The organism is Bernardetia sp. Wsw4-3y2, from assembly GCF_037126295.1.
In the GTDB taxonomy this organism is placed as follows: Bacteria; Bacteroidota; Bacteroidia; order Cytophagales; family Bernardetiaceae; genus Bernardetia.
In genome coordinates this window covers 545,014-564,057 of the sequence record NZ_CP147017.1, presented here as the reverse complement: position 1 = coordinate 564,057, position 19,044 = coordinate 545,014, and the positions used below count along the sequence as shown (strand labels likewise).

General features: G+C 32.2%; 5 protein-coding genes. 3 read left to right on the top strand and 2 right to left on the bottom strand.

All coding sequences use genetic code 11. The annotated features are described in order from the left end of the window. Positions 1-136: 136 nt before the first annotated feature. Entirely contained in the window at positions 137-7,318 is a 7,182-nt protein-coding gene (locus V9L05_RS02220; protein ID WP_338814216.1) for a choice-of-anchor D domain-containing protein, read from the bottom strand. 395 nt (positions 7,319-7,713) lie between these two features. Beyond that, positions 7,714-13,329: a choice-of-anchor D domain-containing protein gene (locus V9L05_RS02215; protein WP_338814215.1), complete on the bottom strand. Its 5,616-nt coding sequence runs from the start codon at positions 13,327-13,329 to the stop codon at positions 7,714-7,716. Between the two features lie 367 nt (positions 13,330-13,696). Here V9L05_RS02215 and alr point away from each other — a divergent pair, with 367 nt between their 5' ends. The 3 genes from alr to V9L05_RS02200 all read left to right on the top strand — a co-directional run bounded on the left by alr (position 13,697) and on the right by V9L05_RS02200 (position 19,026). Continuing rightward, entirely contained in the window at positions 13,697-14,857 is a 1,161-nt protein-coding gene (alr, locus tag V9L05_RS02210) for an alanine racemase (RefSeq protein WP_338814214.1), read from the top strand. A gap of 104 nt (positions 14,858-14,961) precedes the next feature. Continuing rightward, positions 14,962-17,334, top strand: a complete 2,373-nt coding sequence (locus V9L05_RS02205) for a TonB-dependent receptor (protein WP_338814213.1) — start codon at positions 14,962-14,964, stop codon at positions 17,332-17,334. Between the two features lie 84 nt (positions 17,335-17,418). Continuing rightward, positions 17,419-19,026 (top strand): SpoIIE family protein phosphatase, encoded by a 1,608-nt coding sequence (locus V9L05_RS02200; protein ID WP_338814212.1) that lies wholly within the window; start codon positions 17,419-17,421, stop codon positions 19,024-19,026. The last annotated feature ends 18 nt before the right edge of the window (positions 19,027-19,044 follow it).

The following is a 19,044-nucleotide window of genomic DNA, read 5'->3' as shown; positions in this document are numbered from 1 at the left end:
ATTTAGTAATGTTCATTTTTCCATAGCGACAGGTTTGCAAACCTGTCGCTATGGAAAAATAAGAGTGTTTTGCTTTTTTCTAACTAATTGATTATTAGACCTGTAAATAACCGTGATAACGTTTATTCAAATAAATTTACTCTTCTATCACAAATTTACGGAAAGCAATTCCGTCTTTAGTTTGAATTTGAAGGTAATAAATTCCTCCAGCCAAATTATTAGTCTTTGCTTTATAACGAGTAGAAGAAATTTGTTCTGTTTTTACATTAATTATTCTTCCTATTGCATCAATCAAAATAAATTTAGAGTCTCCATTTGGAGTATTCGTTCCAAAATCTATAAAGAAAGAACCATTATTTGGATTAGGGAAAAGGGCTAATTCTTTCAACTCTTTTGGTTCTTCTATTCCTGTTGTTATATCTGTAAATATAATAATTTCAGAAACTGAGCTACAGCCTGATTCTGTCAAGACAAGTAAGCTGTATTCGCCTGTTTGTGTAGGAGTATAAGAACTTTCAAACCCATTTTCAATTGGATTTCCATCTTTTAACCACTGATAGGTTACTGTTTCTTGGCTATTAATTGTACTTTCCAATACTTTTTCATTGATTAATAAAATACTAACTTCTGGATTTGGAAGGGTTGTAATTTCTATTTTATTTGAAAGAGCTGTACATCCATTAGCTGTCAATACCTCGGCTGTATATGTTCCTGCTTGGGTGACTGTATAGGTTTTTTCATTAGCAAAAGCTAGAACAATTCCATCTTTTCTCCAACGAATCTGATTATTTGCTGTAAAATCTGCATTGATTGTTAGTTTGATACCAAAAGGTTGTTCTTGACAGAATACAGTTTGTAAAGGTTGTTTTATTTCAAAACTTAAGCCTGACTGACATTCTATATTTAGGCGAACAGAACGACGTTTTAAAGTTAAATCTGCTAAATTAGGATTTGTAATCAAAGCTGTATAAATTCCTCTATCCGTATTTTGGACTTGATTTAGTGTAAAATTTTGAAGCGTAGAAATAGGATTTCCATCTTTCAACCATTGATATATATTTCCATTTCCTTGTGTTTGAATGGTAAAGAAAACAGAAGAATTGGGAAGAGCTAAAATATCCATTTCCTCATTAATAGGAGCTTGAGGCGCATAATCAAATACATTAAAGTTAGAGTTTGCAAAAGGTAATAAATCATCAAATTCTAATTCATTCTCAGCTACTCTTAATTCTTTCAAATTATTGAGTTGTAACAAGCCTATATCAAGTGAATTTAGATTATTTATATTTATCTCAAAAGTTACTAAAGAATTGAGATTTTCTATTCCTGTAGGAAGAACACTAATAAAATTTTGATTAGCATAAAGCTGAATTAGTTTTGCAAGATTTGTAATTGAATTTGGTAATTCATTAAGGTCATTATCACTTATATTCAAGACCAAAAGTTCACTCAAATTTCCTATTGTCTCTGGAATTGTAGCAAAATTATTTTCGTTGAGGTATAAGTTTCTCACTTTTGCTAAACTTCCAATTTCGTCAGGCAATTCATCCAAATTATTTCTTGACAACCAAAGAGCTTGAAGATTTATTAGATTACCAAAAGAAGCAGGAACAGCACCTTCAAAGTTGTTTTTATCTAAGTCTAAATAAGTCAGTGTTGTCAGATTTCCAATAGTTGAAGGTATTTGTCCCTCTAAATCGTTATCAAAAAAGCTCAAATAACGAAGTTCTGAAAATAATTCAGCATCAAAAACATCAGGCAATGTTCCTATCATATTACGAGAAGACAAATCAAGTTCAGTCAGTTTATTTCCTGAAAGTGTTACGCCTTCCCATGTAGCGACAGGGTTTGTCAAATTCCATTTTCTATTCCAAGTTGTGTTTCCACCTGTTTCATTAAAAATGGCTACTAAGGCAAGTGAATCAGTTTCATTTAAAAATCCTTCAACAATTAGTTTAATTGAATGACGTTCTAAAGTAAGCTGATTAGATACTGAATTTTTTATTGTACAAAAATATACTCCTGCATCTGAAGGAATTGCATTTGTGATGGTAAATGTTTCAGCGTTTGCTCCATTTATAGGGGTTTGGTCTTTATACCATTGATAAAAAGTAAAATCTCCTTCTGTAGCAGAATTGAAAGTAATAGACTCTCCTTCTGAAATAATTTCTGTAGTAGGAGAATAAATTTTGGCTTGTGGCGAATAGGTGAAATTTGGAATCTGACCAACAAAGTTTTCTGATGAACCAAAACTAAGTCTATTTCCTTGTATTTTTAGAGAAAAACTAGGAGCATTGATTTGAGATAAACCAAGAATAGAAGTTGGAAGTGTTCCTACCAAATTATTATTTGATAAATCAATGGAAATTATTTGTCCACAACCTATTTCTATACCATTCCAAGTAGAAACTGGCGTAGTCAAATCCCAACTAGTAACCCAATTTTGTCCACCTGTTTGATTATAAATATCTACCAAAATAAGTGAATCAGAAGGAGAAACAAAGAATTGCTCTATAATCGTAACTACTTGCTCATCAGTTGCTGTATTTCCTGCCGAATCTATGGCAGTCCAAATTACAGTTGTTTCTCCAAGAGGAAATAATGCAGGTGCATCATTGAAAATTCTAACCAAACAGTTATCCGAAACGATAGGGTTTCCAATATCTAATCCTGTGCTATCAGCCGTACAAGTATATAAATCGGCATTTATTGAGATAGAAGAAGGAGCTTCAATACTAGGAATTTTGTTATCTACTACTGTAATAGTAAATGTATTTGGACTTGCTGTATTTCCATTTTCATCTCTTGCTGTCCAAGTAATAGTTGTGATTCCTGTATTAAATTCAACATTTTCTAGTGAAGTTACACTACCCAATGTAGCACCGCTCAATAAATAATTATAGGCAGAAACTCTACAGTTATCGCTTGCTGTTCCATTCGGAATTTGCTGTGTCGTAGATGTAGTTTGATTAGTATAGAAACAATCTGTTGGATTAGTATTTCTAGTGAAGTCTTGCATAGCTACCAAGCTAGGTGCTTGTGTATCGTTTATGCCTTCTGCTTGAATGTTAAAGTTATAAGGGTTTTCATCAATGTCATTATTCTCTATATTAACGAGAGCTATTTGACTTCCTGTAACTGAAGGATTAAAAACTACATCAAAAGAGTAGCTTTGGGTAGGAGCAATAACAAGAGGGTTAGAAGGAAAATCAGTAGGCAAATTAGATAATGTAAAGTCTCCAGTAGAAGTATTTAAAGTTATATTATCTATCGTTAAATCCGTTGAACCAATACTCTCAATAGTATAGGTACGAGTAGAAGAAGCACTTCCACAAGTTAGGGTAGTAGGGAAAATAGTATGGTCGCTTGGGGCTGGTGTAATATCTCCATCTGCGATGGTAGTTCCGTTTCCTGTTAGATTTATTTCTTGTCCTACTACTCCCTGTCCTTGTATGTCAAAACTATATGTTCCGTCTTCACAGTCATTACTACTTATTACTATAGTATTGGTGTATGAATCTATGGTAAGTGGGGTAAATCTAACATCAAAAGTTTGAGAACTTCCTGCTGAAATAGTAAAAGGAGAAATAACATCTGTTTCAAAACCCAAAACTGTGTTTAGAAAGCCAATAGAAGAAATATTCAAATCTTCTGTTCCTGTATTTTGAATGGTATAAGTTACTGTTTTTGTAGAAGAAATCCCTACATCTCCAAAGTCTGTATCATCACTTGGACTAGGAGTAACATCATTATTTGAGATTGTGATATTATTACCTTGTACATTTATTTCGACAGGGTCAATGACAGTTACTGTGAAAGTATTAGAAGGATCATTATTTATATTTGTTCCATCACTTACTGTATAGTTTACAGTTGTTACTCCTAGATTAAATACTTGGTTAGTTAAATCATTTACTGTTTGTCCATTAATAAAATAATTATAAATAAGTGTTCCGTTACAATTATCTGTTGCTGATACATTTTGAATTGGACTAGAAGCAATATCATTATCAAATGTACAACTAGATGTATTTACACTTACAGTTTGGTTTGCTGGATTATTTACAGTAGGTACTTCTGTGTCATCTAACCCTTCTGCTATTACTTGAAAAGTATAAGGTTCTTCATCAGGGTCATTAGTGCTTATCTGTATCATTGCCGTTTGTGTACCTATATTTTCTGGGTCAAATGTTACTACAAAAGTTGCCTCACTTCCACTTATAATGGAAGATATAGAAGAAGTTACTGCAAACTGTATATTATCTGTTGTTATACTACTAATTGTCAAATCTGCATTTCCATCATTTCGTATTACAAATGTTTTATCAAGGGAATTATTGCTACATTCTTCTACACTTCCAAAATCTGTATTTCCTCCACTCATAGCACTACTTCCATTTACTACTTCTGTATCAGAGTCTTGCTCTTTTACAAAAATATCTGGTTTTAGTCCTGTACCTTGAATATCAAATGTGTAAGAAGGCGTTTCACAATTATCTGTATTTATGATAACAGTCGCATTACGAGTTCCAAAGTTGGTAGGTGTGAAAGTAATTATAAAATCTTCACTATCAGAATTAGCTATAGAGGTAGGAGTAGAACTTATTGCAAAATCTCCTGCATTTGTTCCACTAATAGCAATAGAAGTAATATTTAATGGTGTGCCTCCATCATTAATAATAGTATATGTTTTTGCTAAATTAGTAGAAATACTTCCAAAGTCTGTATCATCGGTAGTAGAAGGTGAAGTATCTCCATTTACTATATCTGTACTATTTCCTTGTACATTTATTTCTGAATAATTAGGAATATATTTTTTGAGTGTTCCTGTATTATCTATATTATCTTGATAGGCAATATGTAAAACTCCATTTGTATTAAAATCAATTACAGGAGAGCTAGTTGATGTTCCTGTGTTAATAGCAAGGTTTGTCCAGTCTGAGCCATTATATTTTTTTACACGAACATCATTTGTAGAACCTACATTTTCTATAAGAGTTAAATAGGGGGTTGCTTCTAAATCTACTAGCAGATTTCCGACAATAGAATTTAAAGTAGGTAAAGAAGAACCAATTTCAATCCATACTCCTTCATAAAATGCCACTTTTGTAGCTCCTGATTCATTGTAAGCTACATAAATATAGTTGTTTTTATCAATACTTATACTTTGCATGGTTGATGTTTGTGAAGAAAAACCTGGACTTCCTATGTATCCCCAACCTCCATCTCCATTGTATTCTCTTACAGAAGTCTTTAATCCATTATTGAAATCTCTAAATGCAATAATAGGGTTTCCATTATTATTTATAGCTAGACTAATAAAATTTGCTTGTCCATCCGAAGCATCTCCACCTATATTTTCCCACTGTTGGTCATCATATTTAACTACTTGTGCTTTTATGCTATTATCTTGATAGGCTAGGAATAAATCTTCTTCTTTGTCTAATGCAAGTTGTAACGAACTAGAACTAGAGCTAATAAAAGCACCTCCATCACTTATATTTGTCCAAGTAGTTCCATCAAATTCCATTACAATTACTTCTGCTACAGAATTATTATAAGCCACATAAATAGTTCCCTCTCTAGTGATAACCATACTTTGATTAATAGCAATATCAGAAGAAATTTCTGTTCCTGCTACGTCTAGCCAGTTAGTGCCATTGTATTTTCTGACACTTGTTGTTCCACTTGCATTTTGAAAAGCTACATAGGGACTTCCATCTTGTGCTATTTTCAAGTCATAAAAAGGAGTAGTGCTAGTAGAAAAACTCTGTTCTGCTTCTATCCAGTCGTAATTGGGATAAGTACCTGTGTTTCCTGTTCCTTGTACTTGGAACATAAAAGGATTTGTATCTTCATCATTACTATAAATAGCTACTGTAGCTCTTTGTTGAGCTGCTTCAGTAGGTGTGTAAGAAATTGTGAATGTTGCCTGTGCCACACCATCAATAACAGATATAGTAGGCTGACTTGTAACTTCAAAGTAAGTATCTCCAGATATTTCTACATTTCCACTTAACTCAAGAGCTGAGCCTCTAATATTTTCTATTGTAAATGTTTTTGTAATTGTATTACATCTATTTATTGTTCCAAAATCTACTGTTGATGAGCCACTTGAAATAATACCTACATCATCAGAAATTCTTATTTGTGGAGTAGCTATTGCTTTTATATTGAAGGAATAAGTGTTAGTTATTCCTCCGTCATTGCTTTCTATGGTTACAATAGCTGTTTGCTCTCCATAATTTCCGTTAATAGGGGTAAACTCTATATCTAGAGACAGAAAATTGCTACAACTAGCAAGAATATCTATGGGAGGAGTAGATATAGTGGGAGAAGTAAGAATAAACTGCCCTGTTCCTCCATCATTAATAGTAATATTATTAATAGTTAAATCATTTACACCCAAATTTTGAATAGTATAATATCCAAATGCTATTCCATTTACTGTCCCAAAATCTGTATAGCTTTCTTCAATAGGCGTATTTCCCTCTGGTATATACAGACTATTACCTGAAAGAAATAATTTAGGGCTACTGTTAGGAGTTATTCCAGTTATGATAGAATTTCCTGTTACCCAGTTTGAGGTTGTTCCACTTAATGCAAAGTTAGTTAATATTCCTTCTCTATTATTAGCCGAGTAATCTATAAGATTATCTACTGCTGGTGTTATGCTGTTATCTCCTTCTGGTGTTCCTTGATTAAAAGTATAATATGCTATTAAGAAAGATTCTGAAAGAGGATCAATCTCATTATTTATGTTAGAATAAATAGCATCACAAGAGCGTGATATATCCCAAATGCGTAGTTCATCTAATTCTCCTTCAAATGAATCTAAAGGATCAACAGTAGAATTATCTTTTCCTAAAAAAAATGTATTTGAAGTTTGTACAAAATCATTAAATGTAATTTCTCTATCAGATTGTGGGATTCCATCTACCCAAAGGGTAAATTCATAGACTGAAGAGCCTTTTTTTGTAATTGCTATATGATGCCAATTGCCATCTGCAATAACATTATTACTTTCTATGAAATAAGAGCCTTCTCCATCAATTTCCATAGCAAGACCTAACTTTCTTTCATCAGTAGTATGTATATTAAATACTCCTTCTTTAGACATAATAGTCTGTTCTGTACCACTTGTTTTTACCCAAAACTCAATTGTAAGAAAACTACTAAAAGCTGTAGGGATAGAAAAATCACTATGCATCTCTACAAAATCATCTGTTCCATCAAAATTTAAGGCATTACTTTGAGCTGTTAGATTGTTTGATATAAATAGAACAAACAAAAAAAGTAAGAGAATAATTTTTTTCATAGAAGTAAATGGATAAATAGTGGTAACTTGTTGATTATGAGTGTTTATATTTTTCAGATTTAACTAAAAATTAGTACGCAAAGATACAAATTTTTAGCTTAAAAAATAGGATGCACATTGTTATAAAAATGCCTTTAGAAGAATAAAATTAGATTTTAGAATTAAAAAATGAGGTTTTGTGGAGCTTTATGAATTTAGTTACAATTAAAGTTATTGTTGAGCACACCGACAAGAGCTGTTCATGTGTATTTGTACTTTTTTTTGTTTCTACTAATGATAAAAGCATTTTTTATATTTTGAAACTAAAATCATATAGAAGCGATTTTTTTTATAAAAAAACTCCTTCACTAATTTTTAGTAAAGGAGTTTTTGAATGAATTTTTATCTAACTATTTTTATTCAACAATAATCTGTTTTGAATAGGTAGCCCCATCTTGATTAAAATGAATAAGATACATTCCTTTTGCTTGGTTGTTTAGATTCATTTTAAAATCTTGCTTTCCTTTTTCAAAAGTCTGTGTCTTTATTTTTCTACCAATTCCATCAAAGATAGTTACTTCAATGTCTTTGGTAAGAGTTATGCCAAAATGTATGTTGAATGTTCCATTATTTGGGTTAGGATAAACACTAAAATTGTCTGAGAGACTATCTATATAAGTATACTTTTTTGCTGTTTTATTAGCGATTCTACCTGTTGGAGAGTCACAAAAAGATACTGCATAACTTCCTGCATTTCCATTTCCAGTATGAATAGCAACATCAGCAATAAGTATTTCATTAGGGTCTGCATTCTCTTGATAAACTTCTACTTGATTATGGAAATATTTTACAACATTTCCAATACGTTCTACACGTAATTTATCTCCCTTTTCATAATTAACAACTACACCTGAAGAAGGTGTGTAACCTGCAACTGCGCTTCCATGAGATAATAAATACCATCTGTATTTAATAGAAGTATAGTAAGGATTTGTATTAGCTGGAGTTAATCCAAACATATAATTTGTATTTTCAGAAGCTGTATTGACTACAAAACCATCTTGATTAGCTAATAAAGTATTGGTGGTATGAATACCTGAAGACCAAGCATTAGTAGAACTTGTTTTTACTACTTCTGAACCACTATTAGTTGCTTCTGCTTCTATTTCAAAATCAATGACGTAGCTCAAAAGAACTAGTTTTTCCATACTACTAAATGAGCCATTTGCTGTTACAGTATAATAACCTAATGGTTGATTACTAAGTGTATTTGTTGTGCTAACAATAACATCATCTGAATTTTTCCATATATATGAGGTTGGAAAATTTCCTCCTGTTAAACTTATTGTTGCAGAACCTACAGAAACACCACAATCTACTAAGGGAGCTGAAATACTTACATCTAAAGCACAATTGATAAATAAAACTGCTGGTAGGGTTGTCCCTGTTGTTTGTAAAGAAACATCTACTAACAAATCATCTGTAAGTACATTTGTACTTGTACGAAAGATTACACCGTTTTTGCTGTATTGTATAGTTGTGCCTACTCGCTCTATTTTGAATCCATCTCTTGCTTGATAGTTTCCAAAAGAACCTCTATTAATTCCTTTTTCAAACACATATACTGTACCTGTGGCAGTTAGATAAATAGCATAATCTATAGAGTTAAAACCTGTTCCACTCTCTTTTTTAGACAAACCAATGGCAGAATTAATAAGATTGTCTACTTTGAAAACAATGCCACCATTACCAATTACTTTTTTGGTAGAATTTGCACTTGTATTCCAACCTGAGCTAGTATGATCTAATTGTCCATTGGCGTTTAATGTTAAGTTGCTTAGGTTTGTCCAAGTTAAAGGTGCACCAATTAGATAAGAAGAATAAGAGACAATTCCATTTTTAGTTAATTCTAATTGATAAGTGCCTGCATTTAGTCCAGTAATATCTTGTGTCGTTTCCCCATTTGACCATAAATAAGTTGCGCCTGTTGCTGTAATATTGATATCACCTGCACTTCCTGCATTTGTACAATCAATTCCTGTGACTGTTGCTGTATAAGTTGGATTTCCACCTGTTGAACCACAAAAGGATACTTGTACTTGTCCTGTATTTCCTGAATAAATGGCAACATCAGCTATCAAAACTTCATTTGTATTGATAGGGTACTGATGAACCACAATGCCATTTTTATAAAATTTCATTGTACTTCCTTCTCTAGCAACACTAAATACATCTCCTTTTTGGTAAGCTATGGCTGCTCCTCTTTGTCCATTATAACTTGGAATGGCATCAGAATTTCCTACAAAATACCATGCATAATCAATAGAAGTATAACTGGCAATTGCATTTGGTCTAGCCAAACCAATCATATAAGAACCTGTATTGGTAGTGATTGTATTACTGACCCAACCATCTACTCCATTAGCAAGTTGTTGTGTAGAAGCAGAGGTTGTACCACTTGTCCATCCTGTAGCATTTGTTTTGGTTAAGACATTTCCTGATACACTTACATTTGCTTGATTTTCAAAATCAATTTGATAGCCAATAGCTACATGTTTAGTACGTGTTCCGTAATCTGTTCCTGTTATTGTAACTGAATAAATACCTGTATTTTTATTTGAGATATTTGCAGTCGTTTCTCCACTTGACCAAAGATAAGTAGTAGGAAGAGTTTCTCCTAGTAAAGCAGTTGTAGCTGCTCCCAAACCATCAGTAGGACAATTGTTAGATGTAAAAGAACTAATTTCCAAAGTAATAGGACAACTTGTAAACTGAATTTGAGGAATTTTACCACTTTCTGTATACATCGTTACATCAGCCATTAACTCTCCTGCTACTGCATCATTAATGGTACGGAAAGGAGTTCCATTTTTAGAATATTGAATCATTGTTCCTAATCGTTCTATTCTAAGAATATCTCCATTTTGGTAAGTACCAAAACCTCCACGAAGTATTCCTTTTTCATAAACAGCTATACCACCTGCATTTGTTAAATAAAGAGCATAACGAATACTAGTAAATCCAACAGCTCCTTGATAATAAGAAAGACCAACCATATAAGCTGTATTATTTTCTTCTGCTGTAAATATAATTCCTCCGTCTGTAATTATCTTTTCTTCTGAAAAAGCTTTACTTGTCCACCCATTAGTAGCTGTAGATTTGGTAAGTTTCTCTTCTGTATCAACAGAAAAATCAGTCAAGTTTATCCAGTTCAGGTCATAACCTACTTCATAAGTACCTGTATATGTAGCTGATCCATCAGTAATTGTAACAGTATATTCGCCTGCTGACAAATTAAATATATCTTGTGTAGTTGCTCCTGTACTCCATAGATAAGTAGGACTTCCACTTCCTCCTGTTACTGTTAAGTCAATTATACCTGTAGAACCTCCTGCACAGCTTACTGGGGTAATAGCAGCTGTGAAAGTAGGAGGAGTAACACTCGTTCCTTGCACTGCAAAATCATAAGCAGCTTCATCAGTATCATTATTATTGATAGTAATGGTAGCATTTCTAGTTCCTAAATCAGAAGGCGCAAAAGTAACATCAAAGGTAATATTATTTCCTGCTGTAATAAGCGTATTAGGAGTAAAGCTACTCACTACAAATTCAGTGTTATTTATACCACTTACACCAATAGAAGAAATAGTTAAGTCTGCATTTCCTGTATTTTGGATAGTGTATGTTTTTATTACAGAGCTGCCATTTGACACAGTACCAAAATCAGTATTATTATTTACATCTGTAGAAGTTGTTCCACTTATGATATTATTTCCATTTCCTACTAGATTGATTTCTGGTGTAGCCATAACAAAACGCTTTACAGTAGTTCTACCTCCGTTTTCTATATCATAATATGCAACATAAGGTTCACCTAAAATAGGATGAAAAGCCAAACTTTGGTAACTGGCTCGTCCGTCTGAAAAGCCTCTAATATTTCCTATAGCTTGCCAATTTGTGCCATCAAATCGTATTAATGCAGTTTTTTGTCCATTTCCGTTATTTCCTCCATCACTATAAGCAACATAGGGTTCATTCGAAATAGGATGAAAAGCTAAACTTTGATTTCTTGAATAATTTGCTGCAAATGCTACATTTCCTACTGCTTGCCAGTTTGTACCATCAAAACGCATTATAGCAGTTCTTTGATTGTTTCCACTACTATAAGCTACATAAGGTTCATTCGAAATAGGATGAAAAGCTAAGCTCTCATAATCTGCTCTTTCTGCTGAAAACCCAGCAGTTCCTACTAGTTGCCAGTTTGTACCATCAAAACGCATTACAGTAATTTTACTTCCATTTCCTCCATCTTTATAAGCCACATAAGGTTGATTTGAAGTAGGATGAAAAGCTAAACTGTGGTAGGTAGAGAATCCTGCTGAAAACCCTGTATTTCCTACTAGTTGCCAGTCTGTGCCATCAAAACGCATTACAGTAGTCTTACCCCCATTTTCATTATTACTATAGGCGACATAAGGCTCATTTGAAATAGGGTGAAAGGCTAAACTTTGATAGCTAGAGGATCCTGCTGAAAATCCTGTACTACTTCCTACTGCTTGCCAATTCGTGCCATCAAAACGCATTACAGTAGTTTTATATCCATTTGACTCATCACTATAAGCGACATAAGGTTCATTTGAAGTTGGATGAAAAGCTAAACTTTGGAACTCTGATCTTCCTGCTGAAAATCCTTTACTTCCTATACTAGTCCAGTTTACTCCATCAAAACGCATCACCGTAGTCTTTCTATCATGTGCATCATCACTATAAGTAACATAAGGTTCATTTGAAACTGGATTAAAGACTATATCTTGATGGAATCCAATTCCTTCTGCTAATCCTTTATTATTTAATTCTATCCATTCAGTATCATCAAAACTTATTAATGTGTTTTTATTTGAATTTGCAAAATCGCAATACGAAATATAGGGCTTATTTGAAGTAGGATGAAAAGCAAAATCTAGATAGATTGCACTAGCTGATGGAGCACTCCCTACCATTTGCCAACTAGTACCATCAAAACGCATTAAAATAGCTCCATTCATATTTTCATAATTACTATATGCAACATAGGGCTCATTTGAAACAGCATGGAATGCTAGGCTTTGAAACTCTGCCTTATCTATTGAAAATCCAGCAGATCCTACTAATTGCCAGTTTGTACCATCAAAGCGCATCACAGTAGTTTTGCGTCCATTTTGAGAATCACTATAAGCAATATAAGGTTCGTTTGTAGTAGGATTAAAAGCCAAACTTTGATAGGTACCTGTTGGTACTACACTTCCAACCATTTGCCAACTAGTACCATCAAAACGCATTATAACAGTTCCAGTCCCAACGAAATTTCCAGTTCCATCATCATATTCTCCAGTATCATTATAAGTAACATAAGGTTCTCCCGAAATAGGATGAAAAGCTAAATCTTGATAAGAGGTAGATCCTAATGAGAATCCAGCAATTCCTACTAATTGCCAGTTTGTACCATCAAAACGCATTACAGTAATCTTGTTTGCATTTGCGCCATCTGGATAAGCTATATAAGGTTCGCCAGAAATAGGATGAAAGCCTATTTTTTGATATAATCCATTTGATCCAGCAGAACCTATACTTCCTACTAATTGCCAACTAGTACCATCAAAACGCATTACAGTATTTTTATTAAAATTCACATCATCACTATATACTACATAAGGCTCACCCGAAGTAGGATGAATAGCCATGTCATGGTAGCGTATTCGCCCAGCTGAAAAACCAGAGTTACCTACTAATCTCCAATTTGTACCATCAAAACGAGCTACAGTTATTTTATAACCCTTACTTCCATCATGATAGGCTACATAAGGTTCGCCAGAAATAGGATGAATTGCTAGATTCTGTCTAATAGAATTTGCTTTTAAATAACCAATATCCCCAACATCTTCCCATTGAGCTAATAAAGAATTTGTATTGAATAAGAAAGTAATAAAGAATAGCAAACTCAAAACAAACAGTGTTTTTGTGTTACTTAAAAGTGATAGAAGAATATGCTTCATTAGAATTGAAAGGAAAAGTGAAAATAAAATAAAAGAAGATCAAAGTCTATATTATGCTGATAGTTAGATTTTTATACGGCTGCAAAGGTAAAGCAGAGTTTTTAATAAAACAAAATAATTGCAGTTATTTCTTATTTTATTACACAAGTGACTTTAAATTTTAATAGAGGTGATTTTATTTTTGTAGCAAAATGTAATCTCATTGTGTCTTTAACTATTTTTCTAATAAATTAGTAGCTAAGGCATTAGTAAAATAGGAATTAGAACAATTTATCTCTTACTTTTTTTGATTTAAACAATTAAGAAACCTAACTTTGGAAAGTAACTCAAATACATATAAAAGCACAAAAAAAATAGCTAAAAACAAATGTTCGCAACCTCACACATAGAAATCAGTAAATCAGCCCTTAAAAATAACTATGATTTTTTAAGAAAATTAATAGGCGAAAAAACAATACTTTCTTCTGTAGTAAAAGGAAATGCCTACGGACACGGATTAGAAAATTTTATTCCTTTAGCAGAATCGTGTGGAATCAATCATTTTTCTGTTTTTTCAGCAGATGAAGCATTTTATGTTCAGAAGTTGAAAAAAGACGATTCAGAAATTATGATTATGGGAATGATAGGTAATGAAGAACTAGAATGGGCAATTCAGACAGGCGTAGAAGTTTATATGTTTGATTTGGAAAGACTTCAAGCAGGATTGAATATTGCTCAAAAAATACAAATTCCTATCAAAATTCATTTAGAAATGGAAACAGGAATGAACCGTTTGGGTATTGCAAAAAAAGATATTCCTAAAGTATTCGAACTACTTACAAAATACAAAAACTGTTTTGTTTTGGAAGGAATTTGTACACATTATGCAGGTGCTGAGAGTATTGCCAATTATGTACGAGTAAAGTCACAAATTATCAATTATAAAAAAATTGTAAAGCGTTTCAAACGCAAAGAAAATCCTGATTTTATTCCCAAAAAGTATCATACAGCCTGTTCTGCTGCTACAATTGCCTATCCACAAACGCAAATGGATATGGTAAGAATTGGTATTTTACAGTATGGCTTTTTTCCTACTCAAGAAACACTTATTCAATACTTGAAAGATAACAAAACTCATATTGACCCACTAAAGAGGGTTCTGTGTTGGAAAAGTAAAATAATGACAATCAAAGATGTAGAAGCAGGTGAGTTTATAGGATATGGTACATCATTTTTAGCTTCTCAGAAAATGAAAATAGCAATTGTTCCTGTGGGATATGCACATGGATATAGTCGCAGTCTGAGTAATATGGGAAGGGTTCTGATTCGTGGTGAGCGCATGGCTGTGGTAGGAGTAGTAAATATGAATTTGATGATTATTGATTTAGAAAAAATGCAAGGCGCAGAAATAGGTGACGAAGTAGTTTTGATAGGCAAGCAAGGAGAGCAAGAAATTAGTGTAGCTAGTTTTGGAGAGATGAGTAATCAACTTAATTACGAATTACTTACTCGTCTGCCTGTGAATATTCCTCGTAAAGTGGTAGAGTAAGTATTTTTGCGTTATAAATGCAACTCTGTTGCATAAAGTGCTTATCTTTTTCTATCTTTGCAGAAGTAAAAATTCTCTTCCCTTATTTTTTTCTTTTTTTAATCATGCAAAGTCAATTCTTAAAAATAGCTTTATCTCTATTTTTTATCTTTTTATTTCTTTCTACAAATGTATTTTCTCAAAACTGTAATCTATCTGTAACAGGTTTTATCATTGATGAAAATACAAATAGGCCTTTAGAATTTGTCAATGTCTATAACAAAGAAACCCTAAAAGGAACTGCAAGTAATGAAAAAGGATATTTTGAATTAAAGAATATTTGTAAAGGCAAACATCATTTTATTTTTAGTCATGTAAGTGGAGAAAATCACAGTATTTTTTTGAATGTAGATAAAGATACAGTTTTATATGTAGAGATTCATGCGCTCAATACAGTTTTGGAAAGTGTTGTAATTAGTGAAAAAACAGGTGTTTCTACTCAAAATATCCAAATTCTCAATCATCAACATATTTCAGATAACTCAAATCAAAATCTTTCCAATATGTTGGAAGAAGTTTCTGGAGTCAGCACTATCAAAAATGGAAATGGAATATCAAAACCAGTAGTACATGGACTTTATGGAAATCGTCTCACCATACTAAATAATGGAATTACACAAAGTGGACAGCAATGGGGAAATGACCATGCGCCCGAAATTGACCCTTTGGTAGCCAACAAAATCAGAGTTGTAAAAGGAGTAAGTAGTTTAGAATATCAAGGTTCGAATCTAGGAAGCGTGATTTTGGTAGAACCTGCAAAAATAGAACGAGAACCACATTTGCACGGAAATACAAGTTATTTTTTCGAAACTAATGGAAGAGGACATGGAATAAACTTACAACTAGAACAATACAATTCATTAATAGCTTGGAAAATAAATGGAACACTAAAAAAAAATGGAGACAAAAAAACAGCTGATTATTTTCTAAACAATACAGGAAATCAAGAAGCAAATATTGCCATTCAATTAGAAAAACAGTTTACAGAAAATTTCTTTACTGATGTTTATTTTAGTTCATTCAATACAGAATTAGGTGTTTTGCGTGGTTCTCATGTCGGAAATCTGACTGACTTACAAAATGCTTTTGAGCAAAAGCAACCTTTTTTTACAGAATCAACTTTTAGTTATGATATTGATGCACCAAAACAAAAAGTAAATCATCATTTATTCAAAATCCATTCAAAAAAGTATTTTAATTCTAAAAATGAAAATATAGAAGAACAATTTCTAGATTTTACTTTTGCTACTCAACTCAATATCCGAAAAGAATTCGATGTCCGTAGAAGTGGACGTTCAGAAGTGCCTGCACTAAACCTAAAACAATATTCTTATTTTTTAGAAACAAAATATCAAAAAGAATTTGAAAATAATCTGATATTCAAAGTAGGAGTTCAATCTACTATTACAGATAATACCAACGACCCAGAAACAGGAATTTTGCCATTGATTCCAGATTATTTGAGTTATGAAACAGGGGTTTTTACTGTCTTGACAAAAAAAGTAAATCGCTGGTTTTTCGAAACAGGTTTACGCTATCAAAACACAATTCAAAATGCTGTTACGATTAGTAATTCTGTGCCTAGAAAAATTATTCGTTTTGATAATAACTTTACTAATTTTAGCTCTTCTTTGGGAATAAATTATCAGTTGAGTGAGGCTATTCAAGTTTCATATAATATCGGTTATGCAACTCGCAATCCTGCTGTTAATGAGCTTTTTAGTAACGGACTTCATCAAGGTGTAAGTGGTATAGAAGAAGGAAATCCAAATCTAAAAACGGAAAAATCTATCAAAAATACGCTTTCGCTAAGTGGAAAAATTAAAGAAAAATTGTCCTTCGAAACACTTATTTATTATCAAAATATCAACGATTATATTTATTTGAATCCAGAAAAAGAAATCCGTTTGACAATTCGTGGAGCTTTTCCTGTCTTCAAATACAAACAAACGAATGCTCAAATTTATGGCTTAGATGTTTCTACTCGTTATCAGTTTTCTAAGTCATTGGATTTGAAGGCAAGTTATAGTTTTATAAAAGGAGATGATGTATCAAATAATTTACCTCTTATCAATATGCCTTCAAATAATTTACAGGCAAGTTTGCGTTATCAGATTCAGAAACCAATTTCTATTGGAAGTAAGGAAACAAAACGACCTAAAAAACTTACAAATACACAATTTGAAATCATAAATCGGTATGTTTTTTATCAAAAAAATCTTTTAGAAGAACAAGATTTTACACTTCCTCCCAAAGCCTATAATTTGGTAGGTTTGAGAGTTTCTACTACTATTCAAGGACAAAAAACTCAATTGCGTATTTTTGGAAAAGCAGATAATTTATTTAATGTTGCTTATAGAGATTACCTAAACAGACAACGTTATTTTGCTGATGATTTGGGAATAAATGCTGTTTTGGGTGTAAAATTGGATTTTTGAAAGATAGCGAATCGTAGAAAAAGTTTGTTTAAAAATAAAAAATAGTTATTTTAGATAAAAAACTAACTATTTTTTTAAAAACACATGAAATCATCTCTACATAATTCAGAACTTATTTATGACACAGAAGAAATTTCAGAGGCTTTATATCTCAAAAGGTATTTAATAAAAGTACAAACTAAAGCTGATAAAATATCGGATAAGTTTGTAATGATATTTTTTGTAGTTGGAATTTTTTTAGCTCCTATTTATGAAACATGGCTTTTTAGCTTCATTACAGGGGGGGCTGCTTTGGGCATTTATTTAGTTGCTCGTTTTTTATTGAGTAATAAGTTTTATGCTCGTATGCTTATTAGTATTGTTTATGCTGTTTTTATGTTGCAGTTTATTGGGCAGATGCATGGCATGGCAGAAACTCATTTTTTCTTTTTTGTAAATGCAGCCTTACTTATTATTTATCAAGATTGGCGCATCATGATTCCTTATGCTATACTTACTGTTGGACATCATAGTATTTTGGCTATTTTGCAAGTAGCTTACGGAATGGAAAATCTTGCTTATTATTTTATTAGTTATAGTGGAATAAAAATCACTGGAGAAACAGTACCCTATGTAACAGTTTTTCAACTTGTTTTTCATTTTACAATTGTTTCTATTATGGCTGTTGTATGTGGTTGGTGGGCAATTATTTTTAGACAGAATAGTATTTTTCTGATAAAAAACAAAATGGAAGTACAGGATAAAAATAAACGTTTACTAGTTACTGAAGAAGAATTAAGACAAAATATTGAGGAACTAGAAACAATACAAAACAAGCTAAGCCTAGTAAATAGGGAAATGACTTACAGTATTGCAGCTTTGGAGGATAAAAATAGAATTATAGAAGAAAAAAATAGCAACATAGAAGAAAAAAGTAAAAGTATTACAGCAAGTATCAATTATGCTAAACGTATTCAAGAAGCTATGCTTCCTAAGATAGGAAAAATTAAAGAAAGTTTGCCCAACTCATTTGTGCTTTTTAAGCCTAAAGATATTGTAAGTGGAGATTTTTACTATTTTCATAAAGTAGAATCAAAAATCATTATTGCTGCTATTGATTGTACTGGACATGGCGTTCCAGGTGCGTTTATGTCTTTAATAGGAAATGAGTTGTTAAATGCAATCTTAGATAAAAATATTTTTACTCCTTCTCAGATTCTTACACATTTAAACCAAAAAATAGACAAAGCTCTTCAGCAAACTGATCTCTCTATTCGTTCTACAAGAGATGGAATGGATGCAGCTATTTGTTTGATAGATTCTGAGAATAATACACTAGAATATGCAGGAGCAAAAAATCCTTTAGTTTATATTCAAAATAACAAAATGCATGTTGTAAAAGGAGATAGAACTTCAGTAGGAGGAAATTTAGTTAAAAAGCAACAAAAGCAGTTTACTAATCATACTATTTCTATTGATTCTACTACCTCTTTTTATATTTATTCAGATGGCTTTCAAGACCAGTTTGGAGGAGAAGAAGATGTAAAATATAACACAATGAGATTTAAACAAACCCTTTTAGATATTTCTACTCACCCTTTTTCTGAGCAAAAAGAAGTGCTGACAACTATTTTTGAAGACTGGAGAGAACAACAAGACAGGGAGCAGATGGACGATGTTTTAGTAATGGGATTTGAAGTTAGTCCTTCTTAAAACTGACAAACTATACTA